The organism is Roseateles depolymerans (genome assembly GCF_003387155.1).
Classification (GTDB): Bacteria; Pseudomonadota; Gammaproteobacteria; order Burkholderiales; family Burkholderiaceae_C; genus Roseateles; species Roseateles depolymerans.
Genome location: NZ_QUMT01000002.1, coordinates 465,504 through 480,681, shown reverse-complemented (window position 1 = coordinate 480,681; position 15,178 = coordinate 465,504). Strand labels below are relative to the sequence as shown.

Below are 15,178 nucleotides of genomic sequence, written 5' to 3'. Positions count from 1 at the left end.
GCGCCCGCGGGCCGGATCCAGCCGCGTCTGCGCGACGATCCTGCCCGCCCTTTTCCCGAGCACCGTGACATGAGCGCAGTCCCTGCCCCCGGCCGCATGCCCGCCCCTGCGGGTGCCCCGACCCCGATTGCGACGCTGCGACAGGACTTCAAGTCCGGCAAGCAGGCCCTGCTGCAGGAATTCGCCGCTTCCAAGCCGACCATCTCGGCCGCCACCCGGCTGATGCGCCAACTGGCTCGTCATGTGGACGGCACCTTGCAGCGCCTGTGGACCTTCGCCGGCCTCGCCGAGCAGGCACCCGACGCCGCGCTGGTGGCGGTGGGCGGTTATGGCCGCGGCGAGCTCTTCCCCCATTCCGACGTCGACGTCCTGCTGCTGCTGCCCGAGGGCCTGGAAGCGGACCAGCCGGGTCCGCTGAAGCAGGCCATCGAAACCTTCATCACGGCCTGCTGGGACATCGGGCTGGAGATCGGCTCGTCGGTGCGGACGGTGCGGGAATGCCTGGACGAGGCGGCGGCGGACGTGACCATTCAGACGGCGCTGCTCGAATCCCGCTGGCTGGCGGGCGGCCGCGCGCTGGTGCGGCAGTTCGACAAGGCCTTCAACCAGGCCATGGACCCGCGCGCCTTCATGCGGGCCAAGACCCTTGAGATGCGGCAGCGGCACACCAAGTACGAGGACACACCCTACGCGCTGGAGCCCAACTGCAAGGAAAGCCCCGGTGGACTGCGGGACCTGCAGGTGCTCATCTGGATTGCACGGGCCGCGTCGCTGGGCAAGACCTGGCCGCAACTGGCGGCCAAGGGGCTGATCACCGCCCTGGAAGCGCGTGCCCTGCAGCGCAACGAAGGCGTGCTCAAGCTCATCCGCTGCCGGCTGCACATTGCGGCGGGCCGGCGCGAGGACCGCCTGGTCTTCGACCTGCAGACAGCCGTTGCGGAAAGCTTCGGTTATGCCTCCACCCCGTCCCTGCGCGCGTCCGAACACCTGATGCGACGCTACTACTGGGCCGCCAAGGCGGTGACCCAGCTGAACCTGATCACCCTGCTCAACCTGGAAGAGCAGGTCAACGGCACGCGGGACAACGGCCTGCGCCCGGTCAACGACTTCTTCGTTGAGCGTTCCGGCATGCTGGAAGTCGTCACGGATGACCTCTACGAGCGGCATCCCGAGGCCATCCTCCAGACCTTCCTGGTCTACCAGCAGACCACCGGTATCAAAGGCCTGTCGGCCAAGACGCTGCGCGCGCTGTATCACGCACGTGGCCTCATGAACAGCGGCTTCCGGCGCGACCCGGCCAACCGCGAGACCTTCATGCGCATCCTGCAGCAGACGCAGGGGCAGACCCACGCTTTCCGCCTGATGAACCAGACCTCGGTGCTGGGCCGTTACCTGTGGCCCTTCCGCGCCATCGTCGGGCAGATGCAGCATGACCTGTTCCACGTCTACACGGTGGACCAGCACATCCTGATGGTGCTGCGCAACATGCGCCGGTTCTTTGTGCCGGAGCACACCCACGAATATCCGTTCTGCTCGCAACTGGCGGTGCAGTTCGACCGGCCGGAGGTGCTCTACATCGCCGCCCTTTTCCACGACATTGCCAAGGGCCGCGGCGGGGACCATTCCGAGCTGGGCGCGGTCGAGGCGCGTCGGTTCTGCCGAGCGCATCACCTGTCCAAGGAAGATGCCGACCTGGTGGAGTTCCTGGTGGAGCATCACCTCACCCTCTCTCGGGTGGCGCAGAAAGAGGACTTGTCCGACCCGGACGTCATCGAGCAGTTCGCGGCGCTGGTCAAGGACGAGCGCCACCTCACCGCGCTTTACCTGCTGACGGTGGCGGACATCCGCGGCACCGGCCCCAAGGTCTGGAATGCCTGGAAGGGCAAGCTGCTGGAAGACTGCTACCGGCTGACGCTGCGCGCTCTGGGCGGTGCCAAGCCCAATCTGGCGGCCGAGATCGAGGCCCGCAAGACCGAAGCGCGCCATGCGCTGGCACTGCTGGCGCAGTTGCCGGGCACGGAGGACGCCTTGTGGAAGACGCTGGACCTCAGCTACTTTGCCCGGCATGACGCCCAGGACCTGGCCTGGCATGCGCGCGCGCTCTGGCGCCATGTCGACAGCACCGAGCCGGTGGTGCGGGCGCGCCCGTCGCCGGTGGGCGAAGGCCTGCAGGTGCTGGTCTATGCCCGGGACCAGCAGGACTTGTTTGCCCGCATCTGCGGGTACTTCGATGGCGCTGGCTTCAACATTTTGGACGCGAAGGTCCACACCACGCGCAGCGGTTATGCGCTGGACACCTTCCAGGTCATCGCGCCGGAGCTGGACCTGCACCACCGCGACCTGACGGCGCTGGTGGAGTCCAAGCTCTCGCTGGCGCTGGTCTCGCCCAACCCGCTGCCGGAGCCGCGCAAGGGGCGGCTCTCGCGTCGGGTCAAGAGTTTCCCGTTCACGCCCCGGGTGGACCTGCGGCCGGACGAACGTGCGCAGCGCTGGCTGCTGTCGGTCAGCGCGAGCGACCGTGCGGGGCTGCTGTACGGCATCGCCCGGGTGCTGGCGCGTCACGGCATCAACCTGCAGCTGGCGAAGGTGTCCACCCTGGGCGAGCGGGTGGAAGATACGTTCCTGCTGGATGGAGCCGCGCTGCAGCAGAGCCGGATGCAACTGCAGATCGAAGGGGAACTGCTGGACGTGCTGTCGGTCCACTGACCCTCGGCGCCCCACCGACCGCATCAACCGACGGCACCAGGACAATCACGCGGGGGCCTCCCGATTGCTCCACCGTTGGACCCGTCTCCTGGCGGCCGTCCAGTGGCAGTGGCCCTGCAGCCCGGTTCCCACCGCGGCTTCGGCTTCGGCTTCGGCTTCGGCTTCGGCTTCGAGGTCATCCGGTGACGGGCCGGCGACCTTTCTCAATTGTTCGGGCTTATGAGCACCTACCACCAGATTCCCGCCGACCAGGCCTTTGCCAAGCTCGACGCGTTCCACCACATCATTGACGTGCGCACGCCGCTGGAGTTTGCCGAGGATCACGTTCCCGGCGCCGTGAACTGGCCGGTGCTGAGCAACGAAGAGCGAGTGACGGTGGGCACGTTGTACCGGCAGGATCCGCTGGAGGCGCGCAAGGTGGGTGCAGCCATGGTGGCCCGCAACATTGCCCGCCACCTGGACGAGCAGCGGGACTTGATGCAGAAGCACTGGCGGCCGCTGGTGTACTGCTGGCGAGGGGGCCAGCGCTCCGGCAGCATGAACTGGTTCCTCAACCAGATTGGCTTCAAGTCCCTGCAACTGGTGGGCGGCTACAAGGCCTTCCGCGGCGAAGTCATCAAGACGCTGGCGGACTTGCCGCGGCAACTGCGCTTCGTGGTCCTGTGCGGGCGCACCGGCACCGGCAAGACGCGGTTGCTTCGCCACCTGGCGGAGCAAGGCGAGCAGGTATTGGACCTGGAAGGCCTGGCCCGCCATCGCGGCTCGGTCCTGGGCGCACTGCCGGGAGAACCGCAACCCAGCCAGAAGGCCTTCGACACGGCGATGTGGCAGGCACTCTCCCGCCTCGACCCTCAGCGCCCGGTCTTTGTGGAGAGCGAGAGCCGCAAGATCGGCAGCGTGCAGCTCCCTGAGCCGCTGCACCAGCAACTGCGCGACAACGGCCAGTGCATCTGGATCTCAATGGAAGAAGCGGGCCGCGTCCAGCTGCTGCTGGAGGACTATGCCCACTTCCATGCTCAGCCGGACGCCTTCGGCGCACTCCTGGAGGGCCTGGTCAGCCTGCGCGGCCGCGAGCGCGTGCGTCGCTGGCAGTCGCAGGCCAGCGCGGGCCAATGGGCCGACGTTTTCGGGGAGCTCATGCGGGACCACTACGACCCCGGGTACGAACGCTCGCTCACCAACCACTTCCCGCAGTTGGCCAAGGCGCCCAAGGTGCTGTTGCGCGACGCCAGCGAAGCCGAACTGGCACGAGCCGCCGCAGAATTGCGGACGCTCATGGTGCCACCGCCAGGGCTCACGGCTGCGGCACCGCAACTGACATAGCGCCTGCAACGGCGCGTTCAACTGCGTCTGCAACGGCGTCTGTAGAGACGCCTTCAATGTGGCGCCTGCCATAGCACCGTCCCAGACGCTGCGGCACGGATGGCGCCACCCCGACTCGACGCCGGGGCGGCCCACCGCGGTCGATCAGACCGCCAGCAGTTCCACTTCGAACAGCAGGGTGGCGTGCGGGGGAATCACACCGCCGGCGCCGTAAGCGCCATAGCCCAGCTCGGACGGGATGACCAGATAGCGGGTGCCGCCGACCTTCATGCCTTGCACGCCTTCATCCCAACCCTGGATCACTTCGCCGCCGCCCAGATGGAAGCGGAACGGATCGCGACGGTCCTTGCTGGAATCGAACTTGCGGCCGCGCTGACCGTCCTTGAACAGCCAGCCGGTGTAGTGCACGGTCACGCGCTTGCCGGCTTCGGCCACGGCGCCCTCGCCTTCCACCGTGTCCTGATACTGCAGGCCGCTGGGGGTGCTGGTCAGGGTCAGCGAGATGGGCTCGGAGCCGCCGCTCACGCCCAGCAGCTCCACTTCGAACATCAGCGTTGCGTTCGGCGGAATCACGCCACCGGCACCGCGGGCGCCGTAGCCCAGATTCGGCGGGATCACCAGCACGCGGGTGCCGCCCACCTGCATGCCTTGCACGCCTTCGTCCCAGCCCTTGATGACCATGCCGCCGTCGAGCTCGAACTCAAACGGCTCGCCGCGGTCCTTGCTGGAGTCGAACTTGGCGCCCTTCTGGCCGTCCTGGTAGAGCCAGCCGGTGTAATGCACCTTCACGTCCTGACCGGCCTTGGCGGTCGCGCCAGTACCTGGCGTGGTGTCTTCGTATTGCAGGCCGCTGGGGGTCGTGGTCATGGTGATCCTTGGAATTGCAAAACCCGCATGATGCCAGCCCTTGAACCTGCCTGAGGCGGAGGGGTGTGCGGGGTGGATACACCGAGGCCGCTCCAGGGGCGATCAGCCTTGATGCAGGCGGGAGTTGGCCGAAGCGGCTGGGCTATTGGAAGGTTTGAGGGACCTTGGCCGCTCGGGAGGCTCCTGGTCTTGATGAGGCCTGCGCGTTTGATATGTCGTCAATGACAGGGTTTTCGTATCAGTCATTGTCTTTCGCATTCAACTTTCAAAACGATCTTTCAAAAAGCTTTTCGATAGCATTATCGACGCAAGACACCTCCGTGCGTAGGTCCAGCCCCAAACTGATTGGACCGCATTTCTTTTCGACCAAGGGCAAAAGGTCGTTCAAATCCACAAGATGAATCCCTTGGTTGAGCGACAGTGCATCCGAGTCGAAATCTGACGTGAGGCGAATGAGTATTTCTCTTGGAGGCGGGGCGAATGCGGCATATTGGTTGAATAACCAGATCGCACCCAGCCCGTTGAAATCAAACGTCCGCGCGACTTCTTTGCAACTCTTAACCCCTTCGTCATGAAGACGTCTCGAAAGGGCCATCAACCTTCGCGTTTCACCGCCTGCGGTCTCTACTACGCGAAGTACGGCCGAGCTGGCACCACAGTAGCCAAGACCTCTAAAATTCTCGATAGAGAGACGCTTATGATTCCACAGCTGGAAATCGTCATCAAAGAGTATTAACTCAGGATGCCGTCCAGACCGAACATCAATTTCTTTCTTTGCCGGAACCGAGAACTGTCGTAGCTTCCCTTTATTGTCGAGTACCGCAACCGCATCCAAAATGCCGGCGGAGGTCGAATTAACTCCTGATATCCACCAGCCATTTGGGAATTTCATTTCCCATGATTCCTGGGCATCGGGAATAAAAGACTTCTCCCCGATATCCTTTAGCCGCTGCCTGTAAATCCTTAGCAAACATTCACGCGACTGACACTGATTTCTCTCGGCGATCCAGGTGCGCTGCAAATTTCGCAAGCCCGCTGGATCTTCACTTGTCGCTAGCCGTTTTACATAGACACGCGCTATTTGCCCGTCCATGTGCGACAACCTGGCATCTAGGCAAATTGTAAATTCCACTTTTGACGTCGCGTCAACACACGAAAATCCTGCCGCGAATGTGCTCTGCATCATGAGAGACAGGATCACCAACGTCAACGCTCGGACAATATTCATCACTAATCTCTACAAAAAGGGCTCATCGACAACTCGCAAATCTTTGTGACTCAAAGCCAAGATTTTGTTAGTTATAGAGATAAAAAATTGAGATACTCTTCAGACATGCTCCAATGCCAGTGCGAGAGCCATCGTCATACGGTGGATTAGTCCGCAACATATATTGATGACTACCATCGTCTCTTTGAAAATCAAAACGCATATGGTGACTTGAGACCGCTTGCTTCCATTCCGGGGACATGAGTCGCCGCAGATCTTGCGTGGAAAAACAATCCTTCAGGAAAAATGTGCGATTTCCCGTTTCACCAGCCGCAAAATCAATCGATAACAACTGAGCCGCCCACTGAGGATCTTTTGCCTCACCGATGCCCAGACTTATTGCTTCTATCAGCCTAGATTCAACTCGCCCCTTCAGAATTTTCTCGCCTCCCGCATCAACCTCTTCTTCAACCAAAAACCCGGGAATCTGCTTTAGGCGAGATGGGGAGAAACCTGACAGCTCGCGATTGTTGACGAGACGTTCAACGACGACTCGCGCCAACTCGATGTCCCGCAGCCGCGTCTCTTGGGGAAGCGGTTCGGCGCTCACCACGAACCCTGATAAAGCATTTGCCAGGAAAAGCGTCAAAAGACTGTATTTGGCGGATTTCACGACATTTTCCCTCTTTCAATTTTAATATTTTTCCTCAGCGCACCCGGGCGCTTACCTCTGGTCTTCTGCAATCATTGCAGCCTCAATTCTCTTAGGAATCTTCAGGGAAAAGACAAAAGTCTCAAGCTCTCGTGGTGCTATCGATTCTGCCCAGCTCAATCGCTGTTCGTCCGGACGACGCAAGTGGTCGATCAGAAAATAAAGATCCTGTTGAGAAGTTCGCCGCTTCCAGATGGATCGGTGTGTGAATCCGAGCTGTCCGTGAACGGCGAGGTAATCGAGACCATCCAGAATTCCCTCAAAGAACGTTCGCAGGTACATGCCTCCAAAGCGGATATTGGTCTTTCCGTCCGCCACCGTAGCCAACAAAATTTGACTGGAATCGAAGATGCTCACTCCACTAGCACCTGCGGGGACCTGACCGCTCTTCAGACGAGCCTGGGTGGAAGAAAGCTTTTCGTTGATCAGGTTTACCGAAGGGGCCGAGATGCTGTCGAAAAAACGACCTTCACGTGCATGCATCACAGCGTTGTGTCGGACGTAGATTTCGAGAACATGGTCCTTCAGCGGATTGCACGTCTCGACGCCTTCAGTCAGGATGCACGCCTGCGTGTCGTAGTCTTCTGCTCGCCGATAAGCCACTGCCTCGACACCCTGCGGCAGGTCAGCGTCCACGAAGCTATCCGGCATGCAGTAATCTGCCGCAAACTTGGCCGAAACGGCCCACACGAAGGAGTCCTTGCGGTATGAGGTTTTCCCAGGAACCTTTCCCGCGTATGTCCCCTTCTCACATCGACTGGGTACTTCCTCGCCGGCCCATGTCGCCGAAGTCAGGAACGCACAGACCAGAGCCGCCACGGTCAAGCGAACTCTTGTCATTCTCTTGATGGCTCCATTTTTCACCTCCATTACTACATACTCCCTTATTCGATGATGACTTGATCCGCATCACGTATTTGCAGCCCACGGGCAGGCAGCGATGGCTGCGGCGCCGTGTGGGGCCACTGGCCCTGGCCATGGAGCAAACAGGGGCCAGCTAGGCCCTTTCGGGCGCAGTCAAAGAGCACAGCGCCCCGACTACCGGCGCTACCAGTGCCGAAGCCCGACCTTGTCACGCCAAGCGGCGACCGCCGAAGCCAGCACCTCTGGCACGGTGAACCGACGCCCGCCGGAAAGGTCGCGATCCAACCCCAGCCCCAACCCCAGCCCCAGTCGCGCTGCAGCGCGTAAAAGCGCCCCAACCGGATCCGAAAGATCCAGTGCCTGAGCCCCGTTCTGCTTGGAGAGTTTTTCCCCGTTATCCCCCAGCACCAACGGCGTGTGCAGATAACGGGGTTGGGGCAACCCCAGCAACTGCTGAAGCCGAATCTGCCGCGGCGTGTTGTCCGCCAGGTCTTCCCCGCGAACCACGTCGGTGATTCCCTGCCACCCGTCGTCCACCACCACGGCCAGCTGATAGGCCCACAGCCCATCCGCCCGCAGCAGCACGAAGTCTCCCACCTCGCGGGTGAGGTTTTGCTGCTGCACCCCCAACCGCCGATCTTCCCAGGACAGTGTCAGATCCTGCCCCTCGCACTGCCCGGCACCAGGCTCCGTCGTACTCAAAAGCCGCCACGCCCGCGCCTCCCGCCCCCGCAAGCCGCATCGGCAAGTGCCGGGATACACCAGTTCCCCATGCCGCTCCCGAGCCTCCCCCTGCGCCTGCAGCGCCTGGGCGATGTCCTTCCGCGAACATGCACACGGATAAGCCCACCGCTGCGCAGCCAGCGACTCCAGCGCCTGCTGATAGCGCAACTCCTGCGCTGCTGCCGACTGCCACACCGGCGGCTCATCCGGCCGCAACCCCGCCTGATGCAACTGGGACAAGATCAGGGCGTCCGTCCCCGGCGGGCACCGGGGCCGATCCACATCCTCGATCCGCACCAGCCACTGCCCCCCATGCGCCCGCGCATCCAGCCAACTGGCCAGCGCCGCCACCAGCGAGCCTTCATGCAACGGCCCGGTCGGTGACGGCGCAAACCGCCCGCGATAGGGTCTCACAGCAGCAGCCCCTCATGCTGCTCCAACAACGCCCGCCGAGTCGTCTCGTTGTGCAACTGCTTCAACCACCACGCCAGCGCCTTCGCCGGCGGATGCCCCGTATTGCGCCACGCATAGTTCATCGGCGACACCCGCTTGCCCTGGAACGTCTGCTTCACCAGCAGCCGCCCGGCCTCCACATGCCGGCGCACCATCGACGTCGGCAGGAACCCGCAGCCCAGCCCCCGCACCAGCGCCTCCAGCTTGGTCGCCATCGACGGCACCGTCAGCACCTCCTGCCCGGGCATCACCCCCAGCGTCATCGGCGCCAGACTGCGCGCCGTATCCGCCACCGCCACGATGCGATGCGGCGCAAGATCCGCCGAAGTCAACGTGCCTTCCACCTTCGCCAGCGGATGATGCGGAGCGACGCAAAACACCATCTCCATCGGCCCGAGCACCTCGCAGATCACCGAGCTGCCCGGCGGCTGCGCGCTGGTCCCGATGGCCAGGTCTGCCTGACCGGACATCAGCGCCTCCCAGGTGCCCGCCATCACCTCTGTGCGCAGCTTCAGCCGCGTGGGCGGCGGATGACCGTCCTCGGTGTACTGATAAAACGATTCCATCAGATCAAACAGTGCCCGCCGCGCCAGCGCATCGTCCACCGCGATGGTCAGCTCGCTCTCCCACCCCGTGGCCACCCGCTTCACCCGGTTGGCCACCGCATCGATCTCCAGCAGCAGGCGCCGCCCTTCCGTCAGCAGCTCCTGCCCGGCCGAGGTCAGCACCGCCTGCCGCGAACTGCGATCGAACAGCAGCACATCCAGCGCATCTTCCAGCTGCCGAACGCTGTAGGTCAGCGCCGAGGGCACCTTGCCCATCTCCCGCGCGGCCGCGGCAAAGCTGCCGCTGCGCGCGATGCTGTCCATCATCGCCAGGGCTTCCGGCGTCAGGGCCCGTCGTTTGTCGTGTTGTGACATGCCTTCATCTTATTTGAATGCAGGCCTCAAAACCCCTCCCCCTCGGGAGGGGCGCGCTTGCCTACAGTGAAGCCATCGCAAGTCAACAAGGAGCAACAACATGCGTGAACTGATCAAGTCCTCGGACCGTGGTTATGCGGACCATGGGTGGCTCAAGAGCTTCCACAGCTTTTCGTTTGCCAACTACTACAACCCCCGTCGCATGGGGTTCGGCCCACTGCGGGTGATCAATGAGGACAAGGTGGCCGGCGGCACCGGTTTTGGCACCCACGGCCACCGGGACATGGAGATCATCAGCTATGTGCTGAGCGGCGAGCTCGCCCACCAGGACAGCATGGGCAACGGCAAGCCGGGCGGTGCGAACGCCGGCGTCATCCGTCCCGGGGACGTGCAGCGTATGAGCGCTGGCACCGGCGTGATGCACAGCGAGTACAACCACTCGAAGGACGGCCAGACCCACTTCCTGCAGATCTGGATCATGCCGGACCGTCAAGGCGTGGCCCCGAGCTATGAGCAGAAGCACTTCCCGGACAGCGACAAGCGAGGCCAGTTGCGCCTGATCGCCTCGCCGGATGGTGCGCAGGATTCGGTGTCCCTCCATCAGGACGCCCGCCTGCATGTGGGTCTGTTCAATGGCGATGAACGGGCGGAACTGCCGCTGGCGGCGGGGCGCCTGAGCTATGTGCACCTGGTGCGCGGTGAACTGACGGTGAATGGAGAAAAGCTGTCCGCCGGCGACGCGCTGCAGATGAGTCAGGAAGAACGGGTGGTGCTGGAAAACGGCCAGGACGCTGAAGTGCTGGTGTTCGACCTGCCGGCCTGACCCTGCGCGGCAGGCGGGGGAATCGCGCCGCGGCTTCAGTGCGGCGCGATTCCGATGGAACACCTGCCCCCTCTCGGGTGACTGACCCCGCAGGCTCCCACCCTGCGGGGCCGCAAGGATTGCCGTGCACCCAGTCCCCGCCTTCGATCCAGCGCCGCTTTCGTTCTTCGACGCGCTGGAAATTCCTGGCTCGCCGACGAGTGGCGCTCCCTGAGCAGCATCAGCAAGTATCTGCCCTGTCAGAGCGCACAGGCGCAGGAGCAGCAATCTCAGACGGCGCAGTTGCAGCCGGTGCAGTGGCAGCCGGTGCAGCAGCCTCTGAGAGCGCAGCAGTTGCAGCAGTTGCAGCGGCAACAGGAACCGTAGCGCCTCTACAAAGCCGCGCGGCGCCGGCAGTACCAACGACCGCGTGAGCGAATGCCCCCGTCAGAAGGACGAGGCACACGCAGCAGGCGGCGCACGCCATCCACACGCAGCAGACGAGCCCGGTCTACCGAGCCCGTCTGCCCTCCGCGCTTAGTGCACCACGCGACCGAAGCTGAAGTCGCCATTCTCCACGCTGACCGGAATCACATCCTTGGGCCCGAAACGCCCCTGGAGGATCAGCTTGGACAGCGGGTTCTCGATCCGCTGCTGGATGGCCCGCTTGAGCGGCCGCGCTCCGAAGACCGGGTCGAAGCCCACCTTGGCCAATTCGTCCAGCGCCTCTTCGCTCACATCCAGCTTCATCTCCAGCTTGTCCAGACGCTGCTCCAGCTGACGCAGCTGAATGCGGGCAATCGACTTGATGTGCTGCGCGCCCAGGGCATGGAAGATGACGGTCTCGTCGATGCGGTTGAGGAACTCCGGCCGGAAATGCGCCTTGACCTCGCCCCACACCGCGTCCCGCACCACCTCATCGGACTCGCCTTGCAAGGCCATGATGTGCTGCGACCCGAGGTTGCTGGTCATCACGATCACACAGTTCTTGAAGTCCACCGTTCGGCCCTGGCCGTCGGTCAGGCGACCGTCGTCCAGCACCTGCAGCAGCACATTGAACACGTCCGGATGGGCCTTCTCCACCTCATCCAGCAGCAGCACGCTGTAAGGCTTGCGGCGCACGGCTTCGGTCAGGTAGCCGCCTTCGTCGTAGCCCACATAGCCCGGAGGCGCGCCGATGAGGCGGCTGACCGAATGCTTCTCCATGAACTCGCTCATGTCGATGCGCACCATGTGGTCTTCGCTGTCGAACAGGAACCCGGCCAGGGCCTTGCACAGCTCCGTCTTGCCCACGCCGGTCGGGCCCAGGAACAGGAAGCTGCCCAGCGGACGGTTCGGGTCGGACAGGCCGGCGCGGGAGCGGCGAATGGCATCCGCCACCGCCACGATGGCTTCGTCCTGCCCCACCACACGTTCGTGCAGCTTGGACTCCATCTGCAGCAGCTTGTCGCGCTCGCCCTGCATCAGCTTGCTGACCGGAATGCCGGTGGCCCGCGACACCACTTCGGCAATCTCTTCCGCACCGACCATGGTGCGCAGCAACTGCGGAACGGTCTTGTCCTTGGCCTTGCCGGCTTCCTTCGCCTGCGCTTCACCCAGGCGCTTCTCCAAAGCCGGCAACTGCCCGTATTGCAGTTCGGCCACCTTGTTGAAGTCGCCCTTGCGCTTGAATTCCTCGATCTGGAACTTGATCCGGTCGATCTCTTCCTTCACATGCGCGGAGCCCTGGGCCTGCGCCTTCTCGGCGGTCCAGATCTCTTCCAGGTCGTTGTATTCGCGCTGGAGCTTGAGCAGTTCTTCCTCGATCAGGGCCAGCCGGCGCTGGGACGCCTCGTCCTTTTCCTTGCGCACGGCTTCCCGCTCGATCTTGAGCTGGATGACGCGGCGGTCCAGGCGGTCCATGGCCTCCGGCTTGGAGTCGATCTCGATCTTGATCTTGGCCGCCGCCTCGTCGATGAGGTCGATGGCCTTGTCCGGCAGGAAGCGGTCGGTGATGTAGCGATGGCTCAGCTCGGCCGCCGCCACGATGGCCGGGTCGGTGATCTCCACCCCGTGGTGCACCTCATACTTTTCCTGCAGACCGCGCAGGATGGCGATGGTGGCTTCCACGCTGGGCTCGTCCACCAGCACCTTCTGGAAGCGGCGCTCCAGGGCGGCGTCCTTTTCCACGTACTTGCGGTATTCATCCAGCGTGGTGGCGCCGATGCAGTGCAGCTCGCCACGGGCCAGGGCCGGCTTGAGCATGTTGCCGGCATCCATGGCGCCCTCGGCCTTGCCGGCGCCCACCATGGTGTGGATCTCGTCGATGAAGAGAATGATGCGACCTTCGTCCGCCGCCACTTCCTTGAGCACCGACTTCAGCCGTTCCTCGAATTCGCCGCGGAACTTGGCGCCGGCCAGCAGGCCCGCCATGTCCAGCACCAGGACGCGCTTGTCCTTGAGGCTTTCCGGCACTTCGCCATTGACGATGCGTTGGGCCAGGCCTTCCACGATGGCGGTTTTGCCCACGCCCGGTTCGCCGATCAGCACCGGGTTGTTCTTGGTGCGCCGCTGCAGCACCTGGATGGCGCGGCGGATTTCGTCGTCCCGGCCGATCACCGGGTCCAGCTTGCCGGCGCGTGCGCGCTCGGTCAGGTCCAGGGTGTATTTCTTGAGGGCTTCACGATTGCCTTCCGATTCCTGGCTGTCCACCTTCTGGCCGCCGCGCACCGCCTCGATGGCGGTCTCCAGCGCCTTGCGGGTCAGTCCGTGACCGCGCGCGACACCGGCGAGGTCGGACTTGGCGTCCGCCAGGGACAGCAGGAACATTTCGCTGGCAATGAAATGGTCGCCGCGCTTGGAGGCTTCCTTCTCGGACGCCTGCAGCAGGCTGATGAGATCCCGACTGGGCTGGACCTGCTGGCCCTCGCCCTGCACCTGGGGCAGCCCGGTGAGGATGCCGTCCACGGCGGACTTCAGCGCCGGCGTCTTGACGCCCGCCCGCTCCAGCAGGGCGCGCGGACCATCGTCCTGCGCCAGCATGGCGGACAGGACGTGGACGGGTTCGATGTAGGGGTTGTCGCGCGTCACGGCCAGGCTTTGGGCCTCGGCCAGCGCTTCCTGAAATCGTGTGGTGAGCTTGTCGACTCGCATGGGATGAACCTCCGTTGGTCGAGCAGATGGGACTGTGTCCCTCTATTTCAAGAGCCTATCGGAGGAGAGCGCGGCGCGGTCGACTTTTGTCAACAACCGCGCCGGCGGACCTCAGGCGGCGTCCAGGTCCTCGTCCTCATGCTCGGGATCCGGCCCGGCCGACGGATCGTCGCCGCTGGCCAGTTCGTCCACATCGATGCTGTCGTCCACCTGGCCCAGCACCGCGTCCGCTTCGGCGATGCGGTCGGGGCTGATGTCGCCGTCGGCGCGGTCATTGCGGCCGCCGGGGGTGGCCGAGGCGCGCTCGCCGGTACCGAAGCGGTCGCTGTCGCTGCCGGGGTTGCTGGGCACGGCGCCGAGGTTGTCCGGATCATCCGGACCGGTGGCCATCGGGCGTTCGCCCATCACGTCGCTGCCGCTGTCCGAGCTGTCGCTCGGGCCCAGGGCGTCGGTGCCGCGGCCGTCGGCCTGCTGGGGGGCGGGCGTGCCGCCGAGGATGCTGCTGGTTGCCATGATGTCTGCTCCTGGAAAGGGGAATGCCTTTCCAGGGCAAGGCCCGCGCCTGTGTGGGCAGGCGACTACCCCTTGCGCTGGTAGATCCGCTCGTGCGGCGCCACTTCGTTGAAATCCCCGGCATGCGCCGAGAACCGAAGGGTCTCCCGTGCGCCCAGCCCCAGGAAGCCATTGCGGCACAGGGCCTCGCTGAACAGCCCGAAAGCCCGGTCCTGCAGCGCCCGGTTGAAATAGATCAGGACATTGCGGCAGGACACCAGCTGCACCTCCGCAAACACGCTGTCGGTGGACAGACTGTGGTCGCTGAAGACGATGCGCTCCTTCAGCGCCTTGTCCAGCAGGATGTGGTCATAAGCCGCGGTGTAGTGCTCCGACAGCGAGCCCTTGCCGCCCGAGAGACGATGGTTTTCGGTGAAGCCAGGCACCAGGTCGATCCGGTAGACACCGGCCTGGGCCTGCATCAGCGCTTCCTGGCTGATGTCGGTCGCGTAGATCAGGGTGCGCTCCAGCAGCCCTTCTTCTTTCATCAGGATGGCCAGCGAATACGCCTCCTCCCCGCTGCTGCAGCCCGCCACCCAGATCTTGAGGGACGGATAGGTGCGCAGCACCGGCACCACCTGCTCGCGCAGGGCCCGGAAGTACTCCGGGTCGCGGAACATCTCGCTGACCTGCACCGTCAGGTCCTTCAGGACCGAGCGGAAGACTTCGCCCTCCCGCAGCAGGCGCCCCTGCAACTGGGACAGCGTGGGGCAGTCGAAGCGCTGCATGGCCGCCTTGAGCCGCCGGCGCAGCGACGTCTGGGCGTAATCCCGGAAGTCGTAGTGGTAGCGCTGGTAGATCGCCTCCAGGATCAACCGCACCTCGATGTCCACCTCCGGATGGGCCGGCAGGTGGTCATCGCCCAGCAGCCCCCCGAACGCGCCTTCAGTCCCGGACTTCATGACACCGCCCTCGTC

General features: G+C 63.8%; 12 protein-coding genes and 1 pseudogene. 3 read left to right on the top strand and 10 right to left on the bottom strand.

Annotation, left to right across the window (positions count from 1 at the left end):
* Window positions 1-69 precede the first annotated feature (69 nt).
* Together DES44_RS10110 and mnmH are read left to right on the top strand one after the other, a co-directional pair.
* The gene (locus DES44_RS10110) at window positions 70-2,706 is read left to right on the top strand and encodes a [protein-PII] uridylyltransferase (RefSeq protein WP_058934827.1); all 2,637 of its coding nucleotides are present in this window, start codon (window positions 70-72) and stop codon (window positions 2,704-2,706) included.
* A gap of 219 nt (window positions 2,707-2,925) precedes the next feature.
* Window positions 2,926-4,029, top strand: a complete 1,104-nt coding sequence (mnmH, locus tag DES44_RS10105; RefSeq protein WP_058934826.1) for a tRNA 2-selenouridine(34) synthase MnmH — start codon at window positions 2,926-2,928, stop codon at window positions 4,027-4,029.
* A gap of 144 nt (window positions 4,030-4,173) precedes the next feature.
* On the opposite strand, the gene DES44_RS25575 is transcribed toward mnmH, so the two are convergent.
* The 7 genes and pseudogenes from DES44_RS25575 to DES44_RS10080 all read right to left on the bottom strand — a co-directional run bounded on the left by DES44_RS25575 (window position 4,174) and on the right by DES44_RS10080 (window position 9,775).
* Entirely contained in the window at window positions 4,174-4,527 is a 354-nt protein-coding gene (locus DES44_RS25575; RefSeq protein WP_232310027.1) for an FKBP-type peptidyl-prolyl cis-trans isomerase, read from the bottom strand.
* A gap of 24 nt (window positions 4,528-4,551) precedes the next feature.
* Window positions 4,552-4,896 (bottom strand): annotated as a pseudogene (locus tag DES44_RS25570) (FKBP-type peptidyl-prolyl cis-trans isomerase); the annotation flags it as partial.
* A gap of 265 nt (window positions 4,897-5,161) precedes the next feature.
* Window positions 5,162-6,124 carry a lysozyme inhibitor LprI family protein gene (locus DES44_RS10095; protein ID WP_116001484.1) on the bottom strand — a complete coding sequence of 321 codons (963 nt, stop codon included), beginning with the start codon at window positions 6,122-6,124 and terminating at the stop codon, window positions 5,162-5,164.
* A gap of 67 nt (window positions 6,125-6,191) precedes the next feature.
* Window positions 6,192-6,776, bottom strand: coding sequence for a hypothetical protein (locus tag DES44_RS24630; protein WP_147307044.1), 585 nt, complete (start codon window positions 6,774-6,776; stop codon window positions 6,192-6,194).
* A 51-nt stretch (window positions 6,777-6,827) separates the two neighbouring features.
* Complete coding sequence (locus DES44_RS10090; RefSeq protein ID WP_058934824.1) at window positions 6,828-7,685, bottom strand: hypothetical protein; 858 nt, start codon at window positions 7,683-7,685, stop codon at window positions 6,828-6,830.
* Between the two features lie 177 nt (window positions 7,686-7,862).
* Complete coding sequence (gene gluQRS / locus DES44_RS10085; RefSeq protein ID WP_058934823.1) at window positions 7,863-8,816, bottom strand: tRNA glutamyl-Q(34) synthetase GluQRS; 954 nt, start codon at window positions 8,814-8,816, stop codon at window positions 7,863-7,865.
* Complete coding sequence (locus tag DES44_RS10080; protein WP_058934822.1) at window positions 8,813-9,775, bottom strand: LysR substrate-binding domain-containing protein; 963 nt, start codon at window positions 9,773-9,775, stop codon at window positions 8,813-8,815. Before DES44_RS10080 ends, gluQRS begins: the two co-directional genes overlap by 4 nt.
* A gap of 100 nt (window positions 9,776-9,875) precedes the next feature.
* Here DES44_RS10080 and DES44_RS10075 point away from each other — a divergent pair, with 100 nt between their 5' ends.
* A complete protein-coding gene (locus tag DES44_RS10075; RefSeq protein ID WP_058934821.1) occupies window positions 9,876-10,598 on the top strand; it encodes a pirin family protein in 723 nt (240 codons plus the stop codon).
* A gap of 516 nt (window positions 10,599-11,114) precedes the next feature.
* Here the strand turns inward: DES44_RS10075 and clpB are convergent.
* The 3 genes from clpB to DES44_RS10060 all read right to left on the bottom strand — a co-directional run bounded on the left by clpB (window position 11,115) and on the right by DES44_RS10060 (window position 15,163).
* Window positions 11,115-13,709, bottom strand: a complete 2,595-nt coding sequence (gene clpB / locus DES44_RS10070; RefSeq protein ID WP_058934820.1) for an ATP-dependent chaperone ClpB — start codon at window positions 13,707-13,709, stop codon at window positions 11,115-11,117.
* A gap of 111 nt (window positions 13,710-13,820) precedes the next feature.
* Window positions 13,821-14,222 (bottom strand): hypothetical protein, encoded by a 402-nt coding sequence (locus DES44_RS10065; RefSeq protein WP_198164940.1) that lies wholly within the window; start codon window positions 14,220-14,222, stop codon window positions 13,821-13,823.
* A 65-nt stretch (window positions 14,223-14,287) separates the two neighbouring features.
* Complete coding sequence (locus DES44_RS10060) at window positions 14,288-15,163, bottom strand: CheR family methyltransferase (protein ID WP_083526028.1); 876 nt, start codon at window positions 15,161-15,163, stop codon at window positions 14,288-14,290.
* Between the last annotated feature and the right edge of the window lie 15 nt (window positions 15,164-15,178).

Excerpts from the sequence above, each read along its gene's own strand:
- DES44_RS10110 (WP_058934827.1), top strand. The coding sequence starts at position 70 with ATGAGCGCAGTCCCTGCCCCCGGCCGCATGCCCGCCCCTGCGGGTGCC.
- mnmH (WP_058934826.1), top strand. The coding sequence starts at position 2,926 with ATGAGCACCTACCACCAGATTCCCGCCGACCAGGCCTTTGCCAAGCTC.
- DES44_RS10095 (WP_116001484.1), bottom strand. The coding sequence starts at position 6,124 with ATGAATATTGTCCGAGCGTTGACGTTGGTGATCCTGTCTCTCATGATG.
- DES44_RS10090 (WP_058934824.1), bottom strand. The coding sequence starts at position 7,685 with ATGGAGGTGAAAAATGGAGCCATCAAGAGAATGACAAGAGTTCGCTTG.
- DES44_RS10080 (WP_058934822.1), bottom strand. The coding sequence starts at position 9,775 with ATGTCACAACACGACAAACGACGGGCCCTGACGCCGGAAGCCCTGGCG.
- DES44_RS10075 (WP_058934821.1), top strand. The coding sequence starts at position 9,876 with ATGCGTGAACTGATCAAGTCCTCGGACCGTGGTTATGCGGACCATGGG.
- clpB (WP_058934820.1), bottom strand. The coding sequence starts at position 13,709 with ATGCGAGTCGACAAGCTCACCACACGATTTCAGGAAGCGCTGGCCGAG.
- DES44_RS10065 (WP_198164940.1), bottom strand. The coding sequence starts at position 14,222 with ATGGCAACCAGCAGCATCCTCGGCGGCACGCCCGCCCCCCAGCAGGCC.
- DES44_RS10060 (WP_083526028.1), bottom strand. The coding sequence starts at position 15,163 with ATGAAGTCCGGGACTGAAGGCGCGTTCGGGGGGCTGCTGGGCGATGAC.